Below are 22,339 nucleotides of genomic sequence, written 5' to 3'. Positions count from 1 at the left end.
TATTATAGTGAACGGAGTTAAAGCAATATGAATTTTTCTATAAAACCAGTGGATTTAGGGAAAGTTCATATTGCAACTCCTGTTGTTCTATCTCCAATGGCTGGGATCACTAACTGGCCATTTCGCGTAATTTGCCGCGAATTTGGTCCGGACGGGCTTTACGTAGCAGAAATGATTACAGCGCGAGCTCTAGTTGCACGAAATCCAAAAGCGCTTAGACTTTGCCGTTTTGCTCCTAGCGAAAAAGTGCGCTCTTTGCAGCTTTATGGTGTAAATCCTTCTATTGTTGAGCAGGCAGCTCGAATTGTTGTCGACGAAAACATGGCTGACCACGTTGACTTAAACTTCGGCTGTCCAGTTCCAAAAGTGACGCGACGCGGCGGCGGTTCTGCTCTTCCTTGGAAAACTGATTTGTTGCAAGAAATTTTGCATCGCGTTGTTTCTGTTTGTGAGCCAGCAGGAATCCCTGTTACGGCTAAATTCCGTGTTGGAATTGACGAGAATCATGAAACTTTTATTCAAGCTGGTCATATTGCACAAGAAGAAGGATGCGCTGCTGTAACTTTGCATGCTCGCACAACTGCAGAATATTACGGTGGTCATTCAGACTGGCAGCGTATTGGTGAGCTTGTAGAGGCGCTGAATATCCCCGTTTTTGGCAATGGTGATATTTGGGGTGCTGAAGATGCGCTCGCAATGTTTAAGGAAACTGGTTGCGCTGGCGTTGCTATCGGTCGAGGATGCCAAGGTCGCCCATGGTTGTTTGCTGATATTCGCAATGCTTGCGAAGGTAGCGATAATCGTGTGAATCCTACTTTGGCAGAAGTTGGTTCCGTTATTTTGCGTCACTTGAAGCTTTTAGTTGAGTTTTATGATGGTGACGAGCGTATGGCTGTTCACGACTTGCGTAAGCATGTTGCTTGGTATTTAAAGGGCTTTCCTGTTGGTGGTGGCACTCGTAAAGCGTTTATGGAGTGCGAGTCGATTGAGGATGTTCAACGTAATCTCGATATGCTTGATGGTTCTCTTCGTTTGCCAGAAAAGGTGTTAGACACGCCGCGTGGACGAGTTAGATTTGCTAAAAAAGTTCATTTGCCGTATGGGTGGTTAGATTCTCGTACAACTAGTCACGAAGAGCGAGAGGCGTTATTTGGTGATGATCCAATGGATGCAAGTTACTAGTGTTTTCTAGGGCTTTCGTCATTTTTTTGCTCTGATTATTTCGAGAATATTCTATTAAAATCACCTTGTGCTCATATTTGCATATAGCACGGTGTATTATCAAAGCAGTGACATTTTTTCAGTTTATTGTGAAAACGTCGTCAGTATCGAGCGTTTTGCGCTAAAATATTGTGTAAACGTGCGTGAGTGACAGGAGATAACGGTGAGCGAGATTGCCCAGACTGACAATTTCAACGACAAAACCATCATCAAGGTAGTCGGCGTCGGTGGTGCCGGCGGTAACGCCGTCAATCGGATGATCAGCGAGGGCCTACAGAATGTAGAGTTTGTGGCCATTAATACTGACGCTAAAGATTTACTGCGTTCTGATGCTGATGTAAAGATTTCATTATCTGATGCTTCGAGCCGAGGCTTAGGCGCTGGTGCTGATCCTGAAAAGGGTGCTAAGGCTGCGCAGGATCATCAATCAGACATTGAAGAGGCACTTAAAGGTGCTGACATGGTGTTTGTTACCTGCGGTGAAGGCGGCGGCACAGGTACTGGTGCAAGCCCAATTGTGGCTCGTGCGGCTCATCAGCAAGGTGCTTTGACTATTGCTGTTGTTACACGTCCATTCGGTTTTGAAGGACCGCAACGTGCTGCATCTGCAAAACTTGGTATTGAGAATCTTCGCAAAGAAGTTGACGCGTTGATTGTTATTCCAAACGATCGTCTTTTGGAAATTTCTGATCGTACTATTGGAATTATTGAAGCATTTAAGACGGCAGATACTGCGTTGCTCGCAGGTGTGCAAGGCATTACTGATTTAATTACCATGAATTCTTACATTCATGTTGATTTCTCTGATGTTACAGCTGTTCTTCGCGGAGCGGGTACCGCATTGTTCGGTATTGGTGCTGCAAAAGGCGAGGATCGTGCAACTCAGGCAGCTGAAATTGCTATTAGCTCCCCATTGCTGGAAGAAAGCATTGAGGGTGCTCACGGTGCTTTGATTAATATCGCAGGTCCAAGTGATTTGAAGCTTCAGGAAGCTTCTGCTGCAACTGAACTTGTTCGTAAAGCTATTCATCCAGAAGCTCAAATTATTTGGGGTCTTTCCCTCGATGATTCTTACGGCGATGAGGTTCGAGTTACGGTTATTGCTGCTGGATTTGATGCTCATCCTAAGGCGGAGGAGTCCTCAGCTAAAGCTGGTCAGTTTGTTGATATGCAAGCAGATGTTAAGCCTGTAGCTCCTGCACAGTCTACCTCATCTTTCAAAGAGGAAGCTCAAGCTGCTCCACAAGTAGAACAACCTGCTTCTATGCCTTCTATGTTTGAGCCTGCAATGAATCAGCAATATTCTCCTGCGGCAGCTCCTGTACAGCAGCCTGCCGAACCTGACGAATTAGATATTCCTGATTTTCTGCGTTAAGCGTGACGAGAGGAGGGTTGCTTCATGGCTGGCTTTATGAAGAACGTGATGTCATACGTTGGTATGGCAGATGTGCCTGAGGATGATGATTATGCTGAATCTGATGTTCAAGAAACGTCATTCGATAATGATCGCTCGGTAACTCCTGCTGTGTCGCAACATGGTAATGATTTGCGTGGTGGTTCTGCTCGTGCGAATGCTAGTCGTATGAGTCGTATCACTACAATTCATCCTAAGTCTTACGATGATGCGCAAATGGTAGGTCGTGCTTTGCGTGACGGTGTTCCAGTGGTTTTAAACCTTACTGGTGTAACTGAATCGGTTGCGTATCGTATTGTTGATTTTTCTGCTGGAGTTGTATTTGGTGTTCGCGGTTCTATTGAGCGTGTGACTCCTAGGGTATTTTTGCTAAGCCCAGCACAAGTGAATATCAAAGTAGAGGATGCTCCGAACGACAATACCGCGCGTGATTTGTTCTCCTAAAAATTGTATTTGCTAAAGAATTAATTGAGCAGCGTTTGTTTAACAACTTTCGCTGCTTTTTTATACTTTTTGGTAGCATAAAAGCGATGCGTACGAGCATGACTAAAATCATGCGAATTTAAACTAAAGGCATATAGCCCAAATAACGAAAGTAATCTCATGAGCATTGAAAATGAAAACGAAAACACTATGCAAGCCAAGCAACGCACTGTATTGTCGTTTGTGCGTCGTTCTGGGCGCTTAGATGCGCGTTTACAGCACGCTCAGGAGCGTTATGCAAGTCAGTACCTGCTAGACGTTACTGAAGCGCCTGGCTCATTTAGATTGCGCGAAAATTTGAACATTACGCATGATTGGATTAGCGATAAGTGGGGGAATGATAATCCGCTTATTGTTGAAATTGGTTCCGGGCAAGGCGAAAACATTGTTGCTGCAGCTGAACGTTTGCCGGAAACTAACTTTTTAGCGCTTGAAGTTTATGATCCAGGCGTTGCTCACACAATGCTTCTTGCTGGAAAGCAAGGTTTGACTAATCTTCGTATTGCGCAAATTAACGCTCCTGATTTCTTCGCTGCGTGCGACTGCGGAGTTTTAGAAGAAGTTTGGACTTTCTTCCCGGATCCATGGCCTAAAATGCGCCACCATAAGCGTCGTATTGTGCAGCCAGAGCTTGCCTCTACAATACACCAGGCGTTGCGTAGAGGGGGTGCGTGGCGCATTGCTACAGATATTGAGGACTACGCTTTGCATGTGCATGAGATTATGGATTCTCGCGAAGATTTTGCAAATATTGGCGAATTAAGCGCAAGTCTTCCAATTGAGCATGTAGGGAAAGGTACAGCTGATACTGCAGCAGCTCTTCCGCACGCAGATTTTAGCGAGTCTGAGCGCTTTGCTGGTCGAGTTCTTACGAATTTTGAGCGCAAAGGCTTGGAGGCTGGTCGCACGATTCACGACTTCACCTACATAGCACAATAATGCTTTGCCGCCGCTGTTCTCGGAGCTTTGCAGTTGTACTTAGCCTCAACACGCCGTGAGTTGCGCGACTCTTTTTTGAGTGTTAATATTATATGGTTTGGTTCGAAGCCCCCTTCGTCTAACGGTTAGGACACCAGACTTTCAATCTGACAACAAGAGTTCGACTCTCTTAGGGGGTACAAATTACAACGCCGCTGAGTTTTCAGCGGCGTTTTTCGTATTTCTGATTTTTGTATTTCTATTTTTACTGCTTACCCTATTTTTGCGCAGCAATTAGTTTTTCATATATTTTTTCTATAAATCGATATAACATCTGACAATGTATTAAATATCACAAAAGGTATGTTGTGCTTTTTAGAGATGATACACTTTCTCATTGGTACTTCTGCCCGGGCTGCGTAGGTCAGGAAGTATTCAATTAAGTAATTTACAATGCGCAGCAGCTTAAAAAGGATTTCCTATGAGCGATATTTTCAATACAAATAATAATGGATTAGAATCATCTAATTGTGTAACGGATCAAGTGGATAGTAATGCTGCTTTTAGTATTAATAGGGTTGTAAGCATGCGTTGGCGTGTTGCAGATATCGCATTAGGTGCTGCTCTTGCTGCTGTTTTTGGCGTTATCTTGTATGGCTATGGCTTGGTGTTTATTCCTTTGATTCGTACTTTGAATGCAGCTGTTCTTCCTGGTTTTGCAAGCATTACGCATGGTGTTTGGTATTTGTCTGGAACTCTTGCAGTTTTGCTTATTCGTAAGCCAGGTTCTGCAGTGTATGTAAATGTTGTTGCAGCATTTGTACAGGTGCTTCTTGGAACTCCGTTTAATATGCGAGATACGCTTATTTCCGCACTTTTGCAGGGTGTGTTTGCGGAGATTCCGTTCTTAATTTTCCGTTTGCGAAAGTTTAATTTGACTTTAAGCGTTGTATCTGGATTATTGGTAGCGTTTGAGTATGGAGTTTACTTAACATTTACTAAGTATCAAGGTAAGGCTCCAACTTATATTACTATTCACATGCTTAATGAGCTTATTAGTGGATTGCTGCTTTCTGGAGTGCTTGTGTGGTTTGTGTATTTAGCTTTGCGCAAAACTGGTGCTCTTGATAACTTCGCATCTGGACGTTCTGACCGAGCTTGAAATCATCTGGATTTCAAGCTCCTTCAGAGCGTCGAGCTTGCTCAGGTTGAAAGCACGGTGTGCTTTCAACGCAAGCGAGGTCTGCCTTCGTCGTTATTGACGGAGGCAGATTTTGGTTGGTGTGGTTTTGTGTTGGGTTTTGTTTTTGTTTGTTTGGATTTTGACCGAGCTTGAAATCATCGGGATTTCAAGCTCAGTAATCCTAAGCAAGGTCAAAAATTCGACTCACTGAGTTGGCGACGTTTATGGGTATGTGCTAATCTAGTCGTTGCTAACTTTGTTAGCGTGGGGCTTTAGCTCAGTCGGTTAGAGCAGCGGACTCATAATCCGTCGGTCCAGGGTTCAAGCCCCTGAGGCCCCACAAGATATTAATAATGCCACTTCATTATGATTTATGAAGTGGCATTTTTGTATCTTATAATTTAAATTTTATTTTTTGTTTTATTTGTTATTTTCTGCCATTGACAAGTAATCTGGTATTTGCTTTGGATACTTAGGCCATGCTCCTTCTTGAGTGCACACGAATGCTGCAGTATTAACAGCTGCGCGATGCGCCTCTTGTAAGCTTTCTCCTTTAAGAATATGCGCTGTGAATGTTCCTGAGAACGAGTCCCCAGCACCAACTGTGTCAAGAACGTCAACGTGTGGAGTTGGGATAGTTGAGCTTTCTCCAGTGCTAGTAGTAATCGTACTAAAAGTAGAGCCGCCTGTAAGAATCACATAATCTAGTGCATAACGAGCTTGGAACCACTTGCAAGCTTCCTCGTCTGAAGTGTCGCGAATATTGAACATGTCGCGTAATAAGAATAGTTCCGAATCGTTAAGCTTAAATACTGTGGCTTCTTGAAGTAATGTGTCAATAAGATCCTTAGAGTAGTGATCGCTTCTAATATTAATGTCGAAGAACTTCATTGCTCCAGGCTTAGTATGCTTTAACAATTGTAAAATTGTGTCGTGAGTTTCTTGAGAACGTAAGCTTAGAGTGCCAAAACATACTGCATCTGCTCGTTCTACTAAATCAATGAGTTCTCGAGTGTAAAGAATATGATCCCATGCTATATTTCGTAGAATAGTGTACTCTGGTATTCCATTTTTTAGTGTTACTTCTACAGTGCTTGTTGGCCAAGCGTTGCGTTGAATAATTGAAGCGATGCCAGCTTTGTTTACTTTGTCAATCAGCTCATCGCCGAGTTGGTCTTGACCAACAGCACTAATCATGCAACTTTGCGCTCCGTGACACTGTGCGTGATATGCAAAATTTGCTGGCGCTCCGCCAACACGTTTTCCGTGTGGGAGTAAATCCCATAAAAGTTCGCCGAGTGAAAGAACAATTGGCTTAGTCATAAATATTCCTTTCGCGCGCGTCAGTGCAGCAAATTTGTAGAGCTATACTTTTTACTAAATATCTTCTCGCTTCTTCAAAAGCATTTTGATGCAAATTTTGCTTGTAAAAATGCTATATAAACAATTATGGTGCGCCCTTTCGATAAGTAACATGCGCAATGCGTGTTACGTTTCTATAGAGCGCACCATAAGTGCCATATTGCGTACGTTTAACTTAGCTTATGCTGGCGTACTATATTATTATTTCGTTTTATTATATTTTTCTATTATTTTGATTTGCTGCTTAATGTTGGAAAATATCACTTTTGTGAGCTTGTTCAGCCATCCATGCTTCTACATCATCGATTTGCTTTGGAATGTCAATAGAAAGCCATTCTGGACCGTTTTCAGTCATTAGCACATCATCTTCAATACGAATTCCAATTCCGCGCATTTCTTCAGGAAGCATCAAATCGTTAGCTGCAAAGTATAATCCTGGCTCAATAGTGAATATCATTCCTGGAGTAATTTTTGCGCCCTGATAAGACTCATAGCGTGCTTGTGCGCAATCGTGCACATCCAAACCAAGATGATGAGCAACGCCGCAAGCGTGCCAACGACGATGCTGTTGACCTTCTGGCGAAAGTGATTCTTCAACGCTAACTTTCAAAATTCCCCATTCGTGCAAGTGTTCGGCTAGAACGCGCATGCAAGCATGGTGAATATCGGAGTAGGTTGCACCTGGCTTAGCTGCCTCAAAACCGGCTTGTTGAGCGTCAAGAACGCACTGGTAAAGCTTCTTTTGCAAGTCAGTGAATTTGCCATTTGTTGGGAAAGTTCGTGTAATGTCAGCAGTGTAGAGGCTGTTAACTTCAACGCCGGCATCAATAAGTAGCAATTCTCCGCTGGAAACAACGCCAGTATTGCGCATCCAGTGCAAAATTGGTGCATGCTTGCCTGAAGCAACAATAGTGTCGTAGCCTACTTCGTTCCCTTCCTCGCGAGCAACAGAATTAAAAGCACCCTCAATCATGCGCTCGGAATGCTCATGACCTAAAGCATTAGGCAAACGCGTAAGCATGCGGTCAAAACCAAGTTTTGTGGCTGCAATAGCTTTGCGCATTTCGCGAATTTCGTAGTCGTCCTTAAGTATTCGTGCTTCTGCAGCGAATTCGTGCAATTTGTCGTCTGCGCAAGTGTTTGCATCTTCATCAGTAAATCCACTTGCTTCGCGCATTGTTTCAACTTTTGCAGTAAGCTCAGGATCCGTTTCTCGAACAATTCGCACGCGAATGCCCTCACCATTAGCGTCGTCGCTTACATTCTTTGCAATAGCGTCGTCAAGTTCTGCAATATCGCGCGTTTCAATGCCGGTCATTGCTTTAAGTTCTTTTAAGCCTGCACGAGGGCCGACCCAATATTCTCCATAGTGAGGATCCTTGTAAAATGCTGAAGTGCTGTTATCTGCGCGTGGAGCTACAAAAAGCTCAGGTACATGTGTTTTTCCAGCCTTAGCTTCTTCGCTATCTTTGTTGACTGGCTCCATAACAAGCACAGCACCAGCCTCATAGTCTTGACCTAATCCAGTGTAGTAGGCAAATGTAGTGTCTGGGCGGAAAGCATAATCACAGTCGTTATTACGCACCTTTGGTTGTCCTGCAGGAATAACTAAACGTTCGCCTGGGAAACGTTTTGAAAGAGCCTCTAAACGAGCTGGAATATACCTACTAGATTCAAGAGCCTTAACTTCTGGCTCCTGGTTATCCCAGTTATTCGTCATAAAATCTTTAAAAGAATCACTGTTTGGACGAAGTGAACGGTTATTTACACGATCTTCTGTCTTTTGTGTTCCGTCAGCCTTTAGCTCTTCGCCGTGCTCAGTTGGCGTATATTCTGCCATTATGAGGCTCCTTAATTTTTGCTTGTTAATTTTTGCTTGCGCAAATTATACAAATAGTAAATAAACAGTCAATAAACTAACATAGTCTTATTTAGTGTTTTATGCGAGTTTTTTAGTGCAAAATAGCAAGATTTTATACGCAATTTACAAAGTGCGTATAAAACGCTTTTGCTATGTGAATATTGTCACAACATATTTATATGCGTGTGTTGTTGGTATCAACTAATCTAGATAGTTGGAAAATGAGTGAGCGAGCGTAAAAATTAGGGGGAGTAGTTATGTCTATTGAAAATCCAAATCGCAATAATGAGCGAATTGTTGATATTGAACGCAACATTATGAGCCGAGCTCCAGAACATAATAAAACTAATCTCGACTTGGACCGCATGCGTCTTATTCTCGATATTTTAGGTCATCCAGAGCAGTCTATGCGTGTTATTCACATAACTGGTACGAACGGCAAAGGTTCTACTGCTCGAATGGCTGAGTCGATTTGTCGAGCATACGGTTTGCGAACCGGATTATATACTTCTCCACATTTGGAGCGCGTAAACGAGCGCATTATGATTGACGGACAGGAAATTAGTGACGATCAGTTCGTTGATGTGTGGGATCAAATGAAAGACATTATCGACATGGTTGACGCTCGCATGGAGGCTGACGGTAAGCCAAAAATGAGCTTTTTTGAAGTGCTTACAGCCATGGCAATTTGGGCTTTTGCGGATGCTCCTGTTGATGTTGCTGTTATGGAAGTTGGCATGGGTGGTGAATGGGATGCCACCAATGTTATGAATGCTGATGCTGCAATTATTGGGCCGGTTGATATGGATCACATGCAATGGCTTGGAAACACTGTTGAAGAGATTGCTCGCACGAAGGCTGGTATTATCAAGCCAAATTGCACTGTTATTTTGGGTCCTCAACCGCATGAAGCTAAGGTTTTGCCAATTATTAAGGAAGTTGCGGAGCGCAATCATGCTACATTATTGCGCGATTCTTCTTATGGCGATGGCGAACTTGAAGTTGTGTCTCGTACTCCTGCAGTTGGTGGACAGGTTGTTACTTTGCGTACGCCTCTTGGCACTTATGAGGATGTTCCGATTGACAAGTTTGGCAAACATCAGGCTCATAATGCTTTGGCAGCTCTTGCCGCTGCAGAGGTTGTGCTGCCTGTAAATGGTGCTTTGGATGGCGATTTAGTTGCAGAGGCTTTAAGCCAGGTTAAGGTTCCTGGTCGTATTGAGCAGGTTCGTACTTCGCCGACAATCATCATTGACGGTGGACATAACGTGAATGCTGCTGAGTCTCTTCGCGAAACTATTGAAGAAAACTATCATTTTGAGCAGCTTATTGGCGTTGTGGCAATGATGGCAGATAAGCAAGTTGAAGAATACTTGGGTGTTCTTGAGCCTATTTTGACGAAGATTGTTGTTACGCGTAATTCTTGGCGCGACCGTGTAATGGATCCAGAAGAGCTCGAAAAGATTGCTGTAGGCGTATTTGGCGAGGATCGCGTAATTCGTGTTGACGAGTTGCCGGATGCTATTCAAACTGCCGTTGATTTAGTTGATGAAGACGATGAGCTTGGTGTGGGCTATGGTCATGGAGTGCTTATTTGCGGTAGTTTCGTCACTGCAGGAGACGCGCGCACAATGCTTGTTGAGCACGTGAATCCGGATCTAAAAAAGCCAAAGGATCAGCGCGTAGCAATCCACCCAAATATTGACGAGTCCTGATAAGCTATTTTTGCTACTTCATTCGCAAAGATTTAGCTTTTTCTACAGTATTTTTTACAAGTACTGCTTGAGCGTCAACTAACGGTATTTGCGGAAGAGGGAAAGCTTCATTAAGCACGCTTAATTCTGTGCAACCCAAAATAAGTGCGTCGCAACGGCACGCTCCTGCAGGGTCAAGCATGTCGCTTAAAACGGACTCGTAACGGCGTAAATTAAGATCGCCTGTGCCTTTTACATCATCATAAATAAGCGATGTAATGCGTTTTTGTAAATCGTCGTCGGGTGCTACGAATGTGTATCCTGCTTCTTCTATAGCGCGCTGATACACTCCAGCTTTACGCGACCCTGCAGTACCTAAGAATCCAATACGGTTACATTTAGACTTTGGGTAACGTTTAGAAACTTCAGCTACAGCACCACGTGGCATATGCATAATTGGCACGTCGGTAAGCGCTTGGAACTTATCGTAAAAGTAATGCGCAGTATTGCACGTGAGCACAATAAATGAAGCACCCATCGCAGTTGCTTTAGCTATGTCGTCTGCAAGAGTAGGGAATGGGTTTTCGGATGATTCGCCAACAATATATGCTGTTCTATCTGGCACAGAAGCATCATTGAACACCACATAATCTAAAAACTCTTGATCGTTATGCGCATGCGTTTCTTTGTTAAGTAAACGAATATAGCTTTCTGTTGCAAGTGTGCCCATGCCGCCAAGTACAGCAAAAAACGGACGTTTCATTGTCTCATATTCCCTTCAAAGTTACGTAATAATTTTCACGCTTTATTGCGGAAAAATTCTGCATAACGTCTTGTGTAAATTGAAAACATATGACGAATCATCAACCAGCGTAGCAGATTCATATCTTTTTTATATTCTAGCGTAGTGCCCCAATCGCCGCGACGAATCATATTAAGACCGCGCTTCTTTTCATCGCCTTCTGCTACATAATTGCAAAATATCGATCGCGGAATCTCCATCCACAGCTTTTCTCCACGGCCGAACACAGTATTCCCGTCAAAAGGCTTATGGTCAATTAAATCTTCAACAAAATATTTAGCAATATTAAATCCGTTTAAAGTGACGAAATAGCTTGAACGTCCTTGACGTAAATTGATTTCAAAAAGCTTATATTTTCCGTCTCTCTCATCGTATTTCATATCAAAATTAGCTACGCCAACGTAACGTATATCTTCCAAAAATGCTTTAATATTTTGGAAAACTTCCTCATTGTAGTCTGGAATAATAGCTGCATAATTGCCGATTGCTTCTGGAGTTGGATCCTCCAGTAGAGGGTGTCCTAGAAACATCATGCGCACATGATGATTGCTATCAACGTAAGCATTTAGCACACGCATGCGGCTGTCGTCTCCAGGAATAAAGTCTTGCAAAATCATTTCATCATCGTAGCCAGCTTTGTACGAGCGTTGAATAAGAGTATCAAGTTCTTGCGGAGTATTGATAATAAAAGCTTTTTTACGTCCCTCAAAATCAATATCAAGCCATTTAGTGCTATTTGCTGGTTTCATAGCAATAGGGAAGCTGAATGGCAAATCTTCATAAGCGTGCGCTGCTACTTCTTGAGCGTTTACAACTTTAGTTTTTGGATGAGGAAGATTGTATTTTTCACAAGTTTTATAGAATGAGCTTTTAAGGCTAAGCTGGCGATTGAGCGAATTTGGCAATGTGTGGAAAGCAAAATATTCGTGCAATTCATCACCGCATTGGCTTAGAAGGTTCGCATATACGTCGCCGCAAGGAATAAGCAGAAGCTTGGTATTAGGATGCTCTTGATGCCATGATTTAGCAAAATTAAGCATTGTATTGCGGAATGTAGGAAGTTCTCCAAAGCCTGGAACAATTCTCACATCGACAATTTTGCTAAATTTCGTAGGTGAAAGTTGGAAGTGCGCAAAAGCAATTGAAGTAATGCCATATTCTTCATGGAATGCTCGAGCCATGCCATATGCGTTTATATCGCTACCGAGTAACACAGGTTGGAATTGTTGATTATTCATTTGTATCTTCTTCATTTGTTTTAATTTGTTATTTAACTTGTTTGTTATTTAGTTTGTTAGCTAGCTTGTTATTTAGTTTATGTAGTAATTGCGTTTATTTTATTCGTATATTTTCATACTTTCGCATAAGCGTATTACAGACCAAAAAGACGCTTTATTACGAATGAATCACCCTCATACGGCACATGCTTTCGTTTGTTTTTAATCCAACGTTCATCGCCCTTACCAATAGCAAGAAGAATGTTTAATCTTCCATTTTTTTGTTCGCTGTTTGCAGCATCGTTGTAAGCGTATTCTATTGCTTCAGCTCTGTCGATAATAATGCGTGAAGAAACATTTGGGTCCGTAACATAACTTTGCATATCCTCGCAAATATGCATTACGTCTTCAGTATCAGTATCTTCAGTAGTGAAAATAAACTGTTCTATGCGGTTTTGCGCTGCTTCAACAATTTCTTTACGACGGTCGACAGCTTTATCTCCTGTGGAACCAGTTATTAGCGTAATTCGAGGATTAAATTTGCCGTAGCGCTCTTCTACAAAGTCAAGAACTGATTTTGTAGAAATGTAGTTATGCGCATAGTCGACAACTGCAATCATATTTGAGTGCGTGTCTTTGAAAACTTCCATGCGTCCAGAAATTTTCACGTTCTCAATAGCGTGTAATGCGTGTAAATCAGTATCTTGATTAATTCCCAATTCTCCTGCAATAGCGATTGCAGCTAAAGCATTTTCGTAGTTAAAATCTCCTGCAATAGACAATGCGAATTCGTCAATAGGGCAGTAGTGCACGTCTTCTTCGTAGTCGTTATCTTCATAGTCGTCGTCTTCGCTTGAGTCTCGCATAGCGATGCAATGTGATTCACTATTTTCTACTGGCATTGCAATGTAGTCAGGAGTAAGTAATTCTGTGTAGTCATCATCGTTAGCAGGAGCGCAATAATTTATGCGATCGTCGTCAATATCATCGAAATTGTCATTTTCGCAAGCGTCGCTTTCTATTTCATCTTTTTTAATGCGAGCAAAAGTTGTTACGAGCACATTGTTGCGTTCTGCATCTTGTAAAAGAAGATCTGCGTGATCTGTATCAGAATTTAGTACTAAACGCTTAGTATTTGCAATAATTTGTCGTTTGCAATACAAGTAATCTTCAAAAGTTGGGTGTTCAATAGGGCTAATGTGGTCTGGGCTAATGTTTAAGAATGCTGCAACATCGAATTTAAGACCATATACGCGATTCACCTTATAAGCTTGTGAAGAAACTTCCATAACAAGATACTTCATGCCGTTATCTACAGCTTCGCGCATCATTTTGAAAGCATCAAAACTTTCAGGAGTAGTTAAATTAGATTCAACGTAATTTTTTCCGTCTACGCAATTATCTACTGAAGAAAACAGTGCTGCTTTACCGTGCGAATGGGAGTTTAGAATAGCGTGAGTAAAGTAGGCTGTAGTTGTTTTGCCTTTAGTTCCAGTAATTCCAACAATAGTGAGTTTTTCTTGTGGATTTCCAAAGAATGCTGCTGCAAGCACGCTCATTGCTTTTTTAGCATCCGTAACAATTAAACCAACAGCTTTTGTGTATTGTGCGTAGCTTTGTTCAGCAACATATGCAGCAAGTCCTTTGTTGTCTGCATTTAAAAGATATTCCGACTGAAAATTGCCTTTAATAAACAGAAGTGTCCCAGGTGTAATATCGCGAGTATCGTAAGTTGCGTTAGTAAAGCACTCATCTGCATCAATATTTGGGAAATAATACGGATTTAAAGACCATATTTCATTGCGAGAATGAGTAGAGTCTACAGTTTTTTCTTTAGTATTAGCACTATTAGTATCTTCTGCGTTACAATATTGAATCATTTCGCGTAACAAACCATAGTGTTGCAAAATTTCACTTGCGTTTGCTAGTGACAACGTGTTATGCATGATCATAATTTACTTCTTTTCGCCAAATGTTTTATAGCCATGTTCCAGTAATAGGCTCACGTCCGTGAGATTGCAGCCATTGATTGAAGCTATCTCGCCAATTAATATAAGCTTCGCGCTGCCAATCCATCATAGTATTCAGCCTCATGCAACTTACTGACTCATATAGTTTGCTCATTGGAGCAATCAAATCAAGAGCTGCAACTGTGTCTGCTGTAGCATCGTGGAAATCTCCGATTGGTTCAACTCCATAAAATTGAGATGTAATAGTGAGAGTACGCTTGCCGGATCTTCTAGAAACAGCTCTATCGATAACAAGAGGATCAACAGTAAGAATGTCATTAGCGTTTAGTGCATGTATTGAACAAGTTGCGCGTTCTTCTAGCGCAGTAAGATGCCAACGCTTCAAGTCGTGACGTAACATTGCAATATCAAATGGAGCGTTATAAGCAAGTAGTGGAATATTCTTAGCTTGAGCCATGCTTACTGCGCGTGCAAGGAATTCAAGTTCTTCTTCAGGCTCTCCGCCGTGTTCTTGAAGGTATTCGTCTGTGAAACCATTTACTTCGCTTGCCTTAGGATTCATAGGCTGATGAGGGTTAATTAACCAAGTTGATACCACATCTCCATCGTGAGCTAGTTCAGGATTGCGTAATACTAGAGTTGCAGAAACAATGGCATCTTTACCAATATTTGCACCTGTAGTTTCAGTGTCGAAACCAAGTAACCATGATTCAGCAAGTAATGTATTCTCAGCTTGCTTAGGTGCTAAATCTAAAGCATTTAACAATTCTTGAATATGAGTTGGCATAGTCACAATACTACCGCAATGTCACGCAATGTCACACTATGCCGCGCTGCGTTATTGTGCTGCGCTGTGTTATCATCTCGCTCTGCGCTACACTATGCAACACGATAAATCAGTAGCGATATGTGCAAAGTAAAAGTATTATTGACTATATGGGTGAGCAAATCGAGAAGACAAATGTTATGTGCTCTAAAAGCGTAAGAGCTAAAAAACAAAGTGCAAAAAATCGTAATGCTCGCTTATTTAGTGATCGTTTAGTAGATACTAAGCAAAGTTCTGCAATGGAAAGTCGACGCAAAAGATTTGAACAACTTGTATCTACTTGCGTTGATCCTTTGTACACTCAAGCTATGCGTCTTACGCAAAATGCGCAGGATGCGCAAGATTTAGTGCAAGATACTTTTGAGCGTGCTCTTAAATCTTTTGAAACTTTTCAGCCTGGCACAAATTTTGCTGCCTGGATTAACAGGATTGAACGAAATTTGTATTTTAATCAGTACGCGAAAGCAAAACGAAGCCCTAAACGTGCTAACGATGAAACTGGCGACTACAATGATTGGGATATTTATGAGGCTTCTAATCATTGCGCAAAAGGAATGCTTTCTGCTGAACAAGAATATTTAGAAGGGTTTGCTCCACAAGAGATTATTGCTGCGCTTAGTAAGTTGCCGCCTGAGCGTAGAAAAGTTTTTATTGAAGTCGCTATTCGAGGTAAATCTTATAAACAAATTGCCCAAGAAGAAGGCGTAAAAATAGGCACTATTATGAGCAGACTTAACCGCGCTCGCATGCAACTTAAACGTGAGCTTTCTGATTATTGTGGTGAATAAAAGTATGCTAAAACGAAAAAGCCCACGATTGACGTGGGCTTTACAGTATGTATAAGCGAATTTATAGCTTAAGCATTTGGCCTTTTGCCATGATTCGCTGCTTTTTTACGACGCGCCTTGCGCTTGCGGCCACGCATACCCATAATGCACTCCTTAACGATTAATGAACAACCTTAGGGATTATCGCACGTTGCCAAGACGTTATATTTGTCAACGTACTAATCTCGTGCGAGTAATCACTTGTTAGTAACAATATTTGCAGTAATAAAGCTTATGTTGCTTATGCTGCTATATCAGCTACAGTTGCGTTTAATAATGTTACGATATCTTGAGGATTAAGAACTACGTCCAATCCTCGTTTTCCTCCAGAAACAAGAATCTCATCAAATTGCATTACGCTACTATCTAGTACTGTTTCATGGTGCGTTTTTTGTCCGAATGGTGAGATTCCGCCAACTACGTAGCCGCTTTCTCGTTGCGCAACTTCTGGGCTTGTCATACTTGCTTTCTTTGCGTGTACTGCTCCTGCAATTGCTTTCATATTGAGACGTCCGTTTACTGGAACAATTCCAACTACTCGCTTTTCACCAGTGTCAACCATAAGAGTTTTGCAAACTTGAGCTGCGCTTACGCCTAGCTTCTCAGCAGCCTCAATTCCATAGCCGTCGTCCATGTGATCAGCGTCATGCTCGTATTGCGCTATGCGGAAGGTGATGCCTGCGTTTTCGAGTTGCGCAATAGCTGGAGTTGCTTTTCCGGTTTCTGCATGTTTTTTACTCATTTTGTTACCGTGCCTTATACTCAACTGTCAAATTGTGTTACATGATATGCTATACCGACTGTTGACTTAGTGTATATTAAACATATAAACCCCTTGTGGAGCTTAGAAAGCAGCACAAGGGGTTTATATATTAAATATTCGCACAACCAGCTATTGCTGATTGATGCTTAGCGAAATCACTCGGAGATTTCAGCGAAGTAAAGAAGAGTGCGAATCATGTTGGAAGTGAAGCCGTACTCGTTGTCGTAGAAGGTAACGGTACGAGCCAAAGTTACACCGTCAACAGTGTTCACGTCGGTCTGAGTTGGATCGAAAACGCCACCGTGGGTGTCGCCGATGATGTCAGAAGACACGATGCTGTCTGCATTGTAACCGAAGTACTCGCAGTTTTCGAAAGCCTTCTTGAAAGCGTCGTTAATTTCTTCAGTGGTTGCTGGCTTCTCAAGAACAGTGGTCAACTCGGTAACAGAGCCGTCTGGAACCTGAATGCGCTGTGCGTGACCCTGGAGCTTGCCGTTAACTTCTGGCACAACCTTGCCGATTGCCTTAGCAGCGCCGGTGGAGTGCTCAATGGTGTTGCAAGCTGCGGAACGGTTATTGCGTGGCTTAGAGCCGCGTGGACCGTCGAGAATCATCTGAGTGCCGGTGTAGGCGTGAATTGTGGTCATGAAGCCGGACTTGATTCCCCAGTTGTCTTGAAGCAACTTCACCATTGCAGCCATGGAGTTGGTGGTGCAAGAACCAGCGGAAACAATGTTGTCAGAAGCCTTCAAGATTTCGTGATTAACGCCGAACACAACTGTTGGAGTGGTTTCATCCTTAGCAGGGGCAGAAATAAGAACCTTCTTAGCACCCGCGTTCAAGTGAGCCTGGGACTTTTCTGCAGAAGTGTAGAAACCGGTGCATTCGAGAACGAATTCAACGCCATCGTTCTTAACCCATGGAATGTTATTTGCGTCTTTTTCGGCGTAAACCTTGTAAGTCTTGCCATCTACAACGATTGCGTCTTCGGTGGAGGTTACCTCAACTGGGGTGCCGTCATCGTGGCGGAATGTGCCGTGGGTGCTGTCATACTTGAGCAAGTAGGCGAGCATCGAAGGGGTGGTCAGATCGTTGATGGCTGCGACTTCGATGTCACCTGCTTGACCGCCGCGAGCCTGAAGCTCAAAAATACGACGGAATGCGAGACGACCGATACGACCGAAACCATTAATACCAATCTTGACTGTCATGTGGTTCTCCCTTGAGTGAGACCTCGTGCGCAACGTTTTAAGTCGCGCTATTTTCGCGATGAAAACTCACGCATTTAGGTCATCGTTATTTGAATTAACGGTGTTCATTTTAGTGTGCGGTATGTACGAAGAGTTGTAATATAGCTCACTTTTATTGCAATCATGCACTATGAGAACAGTGAGCGTTAACATGCTGTGTTTTATGAGTGTTTTTGTGAATTTTTTGATAGTTTCCAGTTGCGTTTTTGCATAACATTTTACGAATCAATATTGTTCAATTGAACAACGAGTGTAATTTTAAAAAGAAAAAGGCTGACGAGTTTTTCAAGTAAAAGAACCTTGTCAGCCATTTGCATAAACTAAAGTTTGCGCCTATTCGTTATACGTCATTGCTTCAGCAGCTGCAGTAGTCGAATATGTTGGAGTAGTCTCGCTTTCAAGAGGAACTGCTAATGCCTCAGATATAGAAGTATCGACTTCGCCTAAATCTCCAATTGGTCTTTTAAACCAGCTCACCTGTGGTAATGGAGCATTAATAGGGAAGGTTACAATAAGTGTTCCTTCATGAACGTCAATATGAGCAGGCGTATCATTTAATAATTCGTTACTTAAACCTTGTACTGCATCTCCATGCATGGTTGCGTGTTTAAGCTGATACTTTAATCCAACTTCATTTACATCATTAGAAACTGGAGTATGAGAAAAAACGGAAACTATGCGCAAATCATCTCCAGATGATGCTGGAAAATCAAGAGATCCATCATGTATTGCTGTAACAATTTGACCGTCGCCGTACAAGAATCCAATTCCGCCGCGGCGCGCTAAACGAACCATAAGTTGAATATTAGAAATAGTATGGTCAACTCGACCACCTAATCCTCCAAAAATATGAAATTCTCGAGAGCCTTTAGCCCAACCAACTTTTAACGCAGAAAGTAAGTCAGGATCATCTTTTTCTGCAGGCAATCTAGTAATAACTGCATCAGTAGGAAGTTTTAATCTAACAGAGTCAAAATCGCCGATGAGCGCATCCACATGCAAACCTAATTTACATGCATGATCCCAGCCTCCATCAGCTGCAATTGTTAAAGCGCGATCTGGCACATGTTCACGCGTATGATCGTAATAATCTCCTGCTGCTAATACTACGCAGCGTTGCAAAGGTTCCATAACAACATAATAACGCTGCATTTGTACTGATGACATACATTTATAACAAGAGTTTATAAGCGTAGTGTCAATCAACATTTGACTACGTTTTATGCCATTTTTCGGATTTGATATTAGCGCATTTGATTGTTTTTATTCCGGCAAATACAGGAATTTTTAGACTAATACTCGCTTAACATAAAGTGCTTGGTGTAGTATTGCATGGCAAGTTAGATTTTCCAAGTTATTATGGATTTTCGTTAATTATTTGCTAGTAGACTAACGTAATGCTGTGTTGTATATTCTACGAGGAGAAATAAATGTGCGGAATTGCAGGGTTCATTAATGACACCCCAATTAACGTCAAAAGCCAAATTGTAAAAGATATGACAGATGTGATTGCGCATCGTGGTCCTGACGAATATGGAACTATGATTGACGAACATGCAGCACTCGGTTTTCGTCGACTTAGCATTATAGATCTTCACGGTGGATCCCAACCTATGTACAACGAGGATGGGAATCTTGCAGTTACTTTCAATGGTGAGATTTATAACTACAAGCCACTTCGCGAAGAACTTATTAAAGCTGGTCACACTTTCCACACTGATTGCGACACAGAAGTATTAGTGCACGGCTACGAAGAGTGGGGTAAAGGCTTACTTAATCGTTTACGCGGAATGTTTGCATTCGTTATTTGGAACAAAAGTACTCAAGAATTGTTCGGCGCTCGCGACCATTTCGGTATTAAGCCTTTTTATTATGCGCAAATGAATGGTACTTTTATGTACGGATCCGAAATTAAATCTTTACTGCGCCATCCAGATTTTAAGAAGGAGCTTAACGAAAATGCGCTTAAGCCGTTTATGACATTCCAATATCCTGCAATTAACGAAACTTTCTTCAAGGGCGTTTTTAAGCTGCGTGAAGGTAATTGCTTTACGTATAAGAATGGCGAAATGAAGATTGAGCAATATTACGATCCTAATTTCAAAGAAACAAAGCAACGCTTGAATGAATTAGTTGATTCTATCGATAAAACAGTTTGTGATTCTGTTCAAGCTCACCAAATTGCGGATGTTGAAGTTGGTTCGTTCCTTTCTTCTGGAGTTGATTCAAGTTATGTTGCAGCTGTTGCACGCCCTGAACACACATATTCTATTGGTTTTGCTGGTGGAAGATACAATGAATCCAAACAAGCAAGCGAATTGGCAAAAATTATTGGCTTAAACAATAAATCTGAAATTATTGACGCTGCTGACGCATTCCGTTATTTCCCACAAATTCAGTGGTATTTGGACGAACCTGATTCTAATTTCTCTTGCGTCCCATTATTCTTCCTTGCAAAATTAGCTTCGCAAGATTTACGCGTTGTGCTAAGCGGTGAGGGAGCAGATGAATTATTTGCAGGATACATTGATTATGGTGTTCATACGCGTTCTAAACTTATTAAAGTTGTGACTCGCATGCTTGCAAAGTTGCCAAAAAAGTTGCGTTACGCGATTGGTCGAGCTGCAAAGGGTAAGCATTTCCACGGAGCGTGGCATTTGTACGCTAATTTGGCTCCAGCTGAGGAGCATTTTATCGGTCAGTCAAAGGTTTTCAATGAGGAAGATGCTGTAAAACTTTTGAAACCTGAGTATCGCAAGGGTCCTAGCGTTCGCAGCATTGTCGATGCTATTTACAATAGAATTGCTGGTAAGGGACTTTCTGAAGTGAAGAAAAAGCAATATCTTGATATGCATCAATGGATGCCAGGAGATATTTTGCTTAAGGCAGATAAAATGACTATGGCACATTCTTTGGAGCTTCGCGTGCCTTTGCTTGATCGTGTTCTTATGGATGTTGCAGAAAAAGTTCCTACTAAATATTTAATTACTGATGAAAATACGAAGTTTGCTTTCCGACAAGCTGCGTCCCGTCATTTGCCAAAAGCTTGGTATGACAGAGAAAAGCTTGGTTTCCCTGTGCCAGTTAAGGATTGGTTGCGTGAGGAACGTTTTTATAAGATTGTTCGTAAGACGTTTGAAAGTGACGATGCTGCTAAATTCTTCGATAGAGATGCTTTACTTCGTATGATTGACGATAATTATGCAAAGAAAAATGACGATCGCCGTAAGATTTGGACAGTTTACACATTCCTGACTTGGTATGATGTGTACTTTAATCACGATGGATTGAAGCCTGAGCCAATGCAGTTAGCGTAGAAATCGCATAGTTCTAGCTTTGATTTGTGGCAGTCAAAACACGTTTCGTGTGTTGACTGCCTTTTTGTCAAGGCTTCTAGTAGAATAGATATTCGGCTTGAGTAATCAAGAAAGTGGGATGTCCCCACCTGGAAGCCTACTGTGGTTTCGGGTTCATGACTTCGGTCACGCAAGTTAGCTTCTTGTGCTGCTTGCTGCGCTGTTATATAGCGTTTTATTGATATGAAGTAGTGAATCTTAAGCTCTTGGACTTCTTGGTGTATTACATCTTACAAGTATTTAGAAGGATTGGAGTCATCATTAGCGACGAACCACGCATTAACGAGGAAATTCGAGTCCCTCAGGTGCGCCTTATTGGTCCAAAGGGCGAGCAAGTGGGAGTTATCGCAACCTCTGTCGCGTTAAACCTTGCAAGGGAAGCTAACCTCGATCTTGTCGAAGTTGCGCCTACTGCTAAGCCTCCAGTAGCCAAGCTTATTGACTACGGTAAGTACAAGTACAACGAAAAGATTAAGGCTCGTGAAGCACGTCGTAATCAGACTGTCGCAGAGGTTAAGGAAATTCGTTTCCGCCTCAAGATCGACGATCACGATTTCGATGTGAAGAAAGGTCATGTGCTTCGTTTCTTGAACGGCGGAGACAAGGTAAAAGTAACTATTATGTTGCGTGGCCGTGAGCAATCTCGTCCGGTTGGTGGCGTTGAATTGTTGCGCCGACTTGCAGATGAGGTCTCTGAAAGTGGCACAGTAGAGTTTGCGCCAAAGCAAGAAGGTCGAAATATTATTATGACTCTTGCTCCAAAAGGCAAGAAAATTCATACACAGTCTGAGCAACGTCGTCGTGGCGCTGAATCTCGCGCTGAGCGTCAAGCTCGTCAGGCTGCTCGTCTTGCAGCTAAGCAAGAGGTTCAGTCACAAGCTGCAGCTGCAGTAAATGCTATGCAATCCGATCAACATCACAAGGAGGGCAGCAATGCCGAAGATGAAAACTAATTCCGCAGCGTCCAAGCGCGTTCGTCTTACCGGTACCGGTAAGGTGATGCACGATGGTAGCGCCATGCGCCACAACTTGGAGCACAAGTCGGCTCGTAAGCGTCGTGCTCTTTCTGAAGATAAAGTATTGGCTACTGCGCAGAGCAAGAAGCTTAAGGGCTTGCTCGTTAAGTAAGTAACAAGTAAGAATTGCTTGTAAACGAATACGCAATCGAAAATTTTAAGAAAGCTGAGGAATA

Annotated in this window: 20 protein-coding genes and 2 tRNA genes; 12 read left to right on the top strand and 10 right to left on the bottom strand. The window is 42.3% G+C overall.

The features are described from left to right. The first annotated feature begins 27 nt into the window (after window positions 1-27). The 7 genes from dusB (at window position 28) to HXT38_RS03960 (ending at window position 5,559) form a co-directional block, all read left to right on the top strand. Complete coding sequence (gene dusB / locus HXT38_RS03990; RefSeq protein ID WP_004573903.1) at window positions 28-1,182, top strand: tRNA dihydrouridine synthase DusB; 1,155 nt, start codon at window positions 28-30, stop codon at window positions 1,180-1,182. Between the two features lie 202 nt (window positions 1,183-1,384). After that, window positions 1,385-2,596 carry a cell division protein FtsZ gene (ftsZ, locus tag HXT38_RS03985; protein ID WP_032835254.1) on the top strand — a complete coding sequence of 404 codons (1,212 nt, stop codon included), beginning with the start codon at window positions 1,385-1,387 and terminating at the stop codon, window positions 2,594-2,596. Between the two features lie 24 nt (window positions 2,597-2,620). Continuing rightward, a complete protein-coding gene (locus HXT38_RS03980) occupies window positions 2,621-3,079 on the top strand; it encodes a cell division protein SepF (RefSeq protein WP_004105139.1) in 459 nt (152 codons plus the stop codon). Window positions 3,080-3,238: 159 nt separating this feature from the next. Beyond that, window positions 3,239-4,057, top strand: coding sequence for a tRNA (guanosine(46)-N7)-methyltransferase TrmB (gene trmB, locus HXT38_RS03975; RefSeq protein ID WP_174191520.1), 819 nt, complete (start codon window positions 3,239-3,241; stop codon window positions 4,055-4,057). A gap of 107 nt (window positions 4,058-4,164) precedes the next feature. After that, a tRNA-Glu gene (locus HXT38_RS03970) sits at window positions 4,165-4,236 on the top strand. A gap of 281 nt (window positions 4,237-4,517) precedes the next feature. Beyond that, the gene (locus tag HXT38_RS03965) at window positions 4,518-5,198 is read left to right on the top strand and encodes an ECF transporter S component (protein WP_032842304.1); all 681 of its coding nucleotides are present in this window, start codon (window positions 4,518-4,520) and stop codon (window positions 5,196-5,198) included. A 287-nt stretch (window positions 5,199-5,485) separates the two neighbouring features. Continuing rightward, window positions 5,486-5,559 (top strand) — tRNA-Ile (locus HXT38_RS03960). Window positions 5,560-5,639: 80 nt separating this feature from the next. On the opposite strand, the gene HXT38_RS03955 is transcribed toward HXT38_RS03960, so the two are convergent. Both HXT38_RS03955 and HXT38_RS03950 read right to left on the bottom strand, forming a co-directional pair. Then, a complete protein-coding gene (locus HXT38_RS03955) occupies window positions 5,640-6,542 on the bottom strand; it encodes a carbohydrate kinase family protein (RefSeq protein ID WP_410294649.1) in 903 nt (300 codons plus the stop codon). 283 nt (window positions 6,543-6,825) lie between these two features. After that, window positions 6,826-8,421: an aminopeptidase P family protein gene (locus HXT38_RS03950; RefSeq protein WP_421791681.1), complete on the bottom strand. Its 1,596-nt coding sequence runs from the start codon at window positions 8,419-8,421 to the stop codon at window positions 6,826-6,828. 278 nt (window positions 8,422-8,699) lie between these two features. Between HXT38_RS03950 and HXT38_RS03945 the strand changes: the two genes are divergently transcribed. After that, window positions 8,700-10,157: a bifunctional folylpolyglutamate synthase/dihydrofolate synthase gene (locus HXT38_RS03945; protein ID WP_116442640.1), complete on the top strand. Its 1,458-nt coding sequence runs from the start codon at window positions 8,700-8,702 to the stop codon at window positions 10,155-10,157. 13 nt (window positions 10,158-10,170) lie between these two features. Here the strand turns inward: HXT38_RS03945 and HXT38_RS03940 are convergent, their stop codons facing one another. From HXT38_RS03940 to HXT38_RS03925, 4 genes are all read right to left on the bottom strand, one after another. Further along, window positions 10,171-10,899 (bottom strand): aspartate/glutamate racemase family protein, encoded by a 729-nt coding sequence (locus HXT38_RS03940; protein ID WP_004105127.1) that lies wholly within the window; start codon window positions 10,897-10,899, stop codon window positions 10,171-10,173. Between the two features lie 35 nt (window positions 10,900-10,934). After that, a complete protein-coding gene (locus HXT38_RS03935) occupies window positions 10,935-12,176 on the bottom strand; it encodes a carboxylate--amine ligase (RefSeq protein WP_116442641.1) in 1,242 nt (413 codons plus the stop codon). 134 nt (window positions 12,177-12,310) lie between these two features. Then, complete coding sequence (locus HXT38_RS03930) at window positions 12,311-14,107, bottom strand: UDP-N-acetylmuramoyl-L-alanyl-D-glutamate--2,6-diaminopimelate ligase (RefSeq protein WP_421791679.1); 1,797 nt, start codon at window positions 14,105-14,107, stop codon at window positions 12,311-12,313. A gap of 25 nt (window positions 14,108-14,132) precedes the next feature. Further along, a complete protein-coding gene (locus tag HXT38_RS03925; protein WP_101885954.1) occupies window positions 14,133-14,912 on the bottom strand; it encodes an exonuclease domain-containing protein in 780 nt (259 codons plus the stop codon). A 149-nt stretch (window positions 14,913-15,061) separates the two neighbouring features. On the opposite strand from HXT38_RS03925, the gene HXT38_RS03920 reads away from it, so the two are divergent. Beyond that, window positions 15,062-15,739 carry a sigma-70 family RNA polymerase sigma factor gene (locus HXT38_RS03920; protein WP_101886176.1) on the top strand — a complete coding sequence of 226 codons (678 nt, stop codon included), beginning with the start codon at window positions 15,062-15,064 and terminating at the stop codon, window positions 15,737-15,739. 68 nt (window positions 15,740-15,807) lie between these two features. Here HXT38_RS03920 and HXT38_RS03915 read toward each other — a convergent pair whose 3' ends face one another. From HXT38_RS03915 to HXT38_RS03900, 4 genes are all read right to left on the bottom strand, one after another. Continuing rightward, entirely contained in the window at window positions 15,808-15,882 is a 75-nt protein-coding gene (locus tag HXT38_RS03915; protein ID WP_369803150.1) for a 50S ribosomal protein bL37, read from the bottom strand. Window positions 15,883-16,019: 137 nt separating this feature from the next. After that, window positions 16,020-16,520, bottom strand: coding sequence for a Cys-tRNA(Pro) deacylase (gene ybaK / locus HXT38_RS03910; protein ID WP_004105119.1), 501 nt, complete (start codon window positions 16,518-16,520; stop codon window positions 16,020-16,022). Between the two features lie 176 nt (window positions 16,521-16,696). Further along, entirely contained in the window at window positions 16,697-17,752 is a 1,056-nt protein-coding gene (gene gap / locus HXT38_RS03905; RefSeq protein WP_004573912.1) for a type I glyceraldehyde-3-phosphate dehydrogenase, read from the bottom strand. A gap of 372 nt (window positions 17,753-18,124) precedes the next feature. Continuing rightward, complete coding sequence (locus tag HXT38_RS03900) at window positions 18,125-18,922, bottom strand: thiamine diphosphokinase (protein WP_101886177.1); 798 nt, start codon at window positions 18,920-18,922, stop codon at window positions 18,125-18,127. Window positions 18,923-19,221: 299 nt separating this feature from the next. Between HXT38_RS03900 and asnB the strand changes: the two genes are divergently transcribed. The 3 genes from asnB to rpmI all read left to right on the top strand — a co-directional run bounded on the left by asnB (window position 19,222) and on the right by rpmI (window position 22,275). After that, entirely contained in the window at window positions 19,222-21,108 is a 1,887-nt protein-coding gene (gene asnB / locus HXT38_RS03895) for an asparagine synthase (glutamine-hydrolyzing) (protein ID WP_004105112.1), read from the top strand. A gap of 254 nt (window positions 21,109-21,362) precedes the next feature. Continuing rightward, window positions 21,363-22,100 (top strand): translation initiation factor IF-3, encoded by a 738-nt coding sequence (infC, locus tag HXT38_RS03890; protein WP_064621401.1) that lies wholly within the window; start codon window positions 21,363-21,365, stop codon window positions 22,098-22,100. Further along, entirely contained in the window at window positions 22,081-22,275 is a 195-nt protein-coding gene (rpmI, locus tag HXT38_RS03885; protein WP_004128670.1) for a 50S ribosomal protein L35, read from the top strand. The genes infC and rpmI overlap by 20 nt, the downstream gene beginning before the upstream one ends. Window positions 22,276-22,339 lie beyond the last annotated feature (64 nt).

It is taken from the genome of Gardnerella sp. DNF01157, from assembly GCF_049244225.1.
In the GTDB taxonomy this organism is placed as follows: domain Bacteria; phylum Actinomycetota; class Actinomycetes; order Actinomycetales; family Bifidobacteriaceae; genus Bifidobacterium; species Bifidobacterium leopoldii.
This window is presented reverse-complemented; position numbering and strand designations above follow the sequence as displayed.

Excerpts from the sequence above, each read along its gene's own strand:
- HXT38_RS03930 (WP_421791679.1), bottom strand. The coding sequence starts at position 14,107 with ATGATCATGCATAACACGTTGTCACTAGCAAACGCAAGTGAAATTTTG.
- rpmI (WP_004128670.1), top strand. The coding sequence starts at position 22,081 with ATGCCGAAGATGAAAACTAATTCCGCAGCGTCCAAGCGCGTTCGTCTT.
- dusB (WP_004573903.1), top strand. The coding sequence starts at position 28 with ATGAATTTTTCTATAAAACCAGTGGATTTAGGGAAAGTTCATATTGCA.
- ybaK (WP_004105119.1), bottom strand. The coding sequence starts at position 16,520 with ATGAGTAAAAAACATGCAGAAACCGGAAAAGCAACTCCAGCTATTGCG.
- HXT38_RS03955 (WP_410294649.1), bottom strand. The coding sequence starts at position 6,542 with ATGACTAAGCCAATTGTTCTTTCACTCGGCGAACTTTTATGGGATTTA.
- HXT38_RS03945 (WP_116442640.1), top strand. The coding sequence starts at position 8,700 with ATGTCTATTGAAAATCCAAATCGCAATAATGAGCGAATTGTTGATATT.
- HXT38_RS03980 (WP_004105139.1), top strand. The coding sequence starts at position 2,621 with ATGGCTGGCTTTATGAAGAACGTGATGTCATACGTTGGTATGGCAGAT.
- HXT38_RS03965 (WP_032842304.1), top strand. The coding sequence starts at position 4,518 with ATGAGCGATATTTTCAATACAAATAATAATGGATTAGAATCATCTAAT.
- HXT38_RS03940 (WP_004105127.1), bottom strand. The coding sequence starts at position 10,899 with ATGAAACGTCCGTTTTTTGCTGTACTTGGCGGCATGGGCACACTTGCA.
- HXT38_RS03950 (WP_421791681.1), bottom strand. The coding sequence starts at position 8,421 with ATGGCAGAATATACGCCAACTGAGCACGGCGAAGAGCTAAAGGCTGAC.
- trmB (WP_174191520.1), top strand. The coding sequence starts at position 3,239 with ATGAGCATTGAAAATGAAAACGAAAACACTATGCAAGCCAAGCAACGC.
- gap (WP_004573912.1), bottom strand. The coding sequence starts at position 17,752 with ATGACAGTCAAGATTGGTATTAATGGTTTCGGTCGTATCGGTCGTCTC.
- asnB (WP_004105112.1), top strand. The coding sequence starts at position 19,222 with ATGTGCGGAATTGCAGGGTTCATTAATGACACCCCAATTAACGTCAAA.
- HXT38_RS03920 (WP_101886176.1), top strand. The coding sequence starts at position 15,062 with ATGGGTGAGCAAATCGAGAAGACAAATGTTATGTGCTCTAAAAGCGTA.
- HXT38_RS03935 (WP_116442641.1), bottom strand. The coding sequence starts at position 12,176 with ATGAATAATCAACAATTCCAACCTGTGTTACTCGGTAGCGATATAAAC.
- HXT38_RS03925 (WP_101885954.1), bottom strand. The coding sequence starts at position 14,912 with ATGCCAACTCATATTCAAGAATTGTTAAATGCTTTAGATTTAGCACCT.
- HXT38_RS03900 (WP_101886177.1), bottom strand. The coding sequence starts at position 18,922 with ATGGAACCTTTGCAACGCTGCGTAGTATTAGCAGCAGGAGATTATTAC.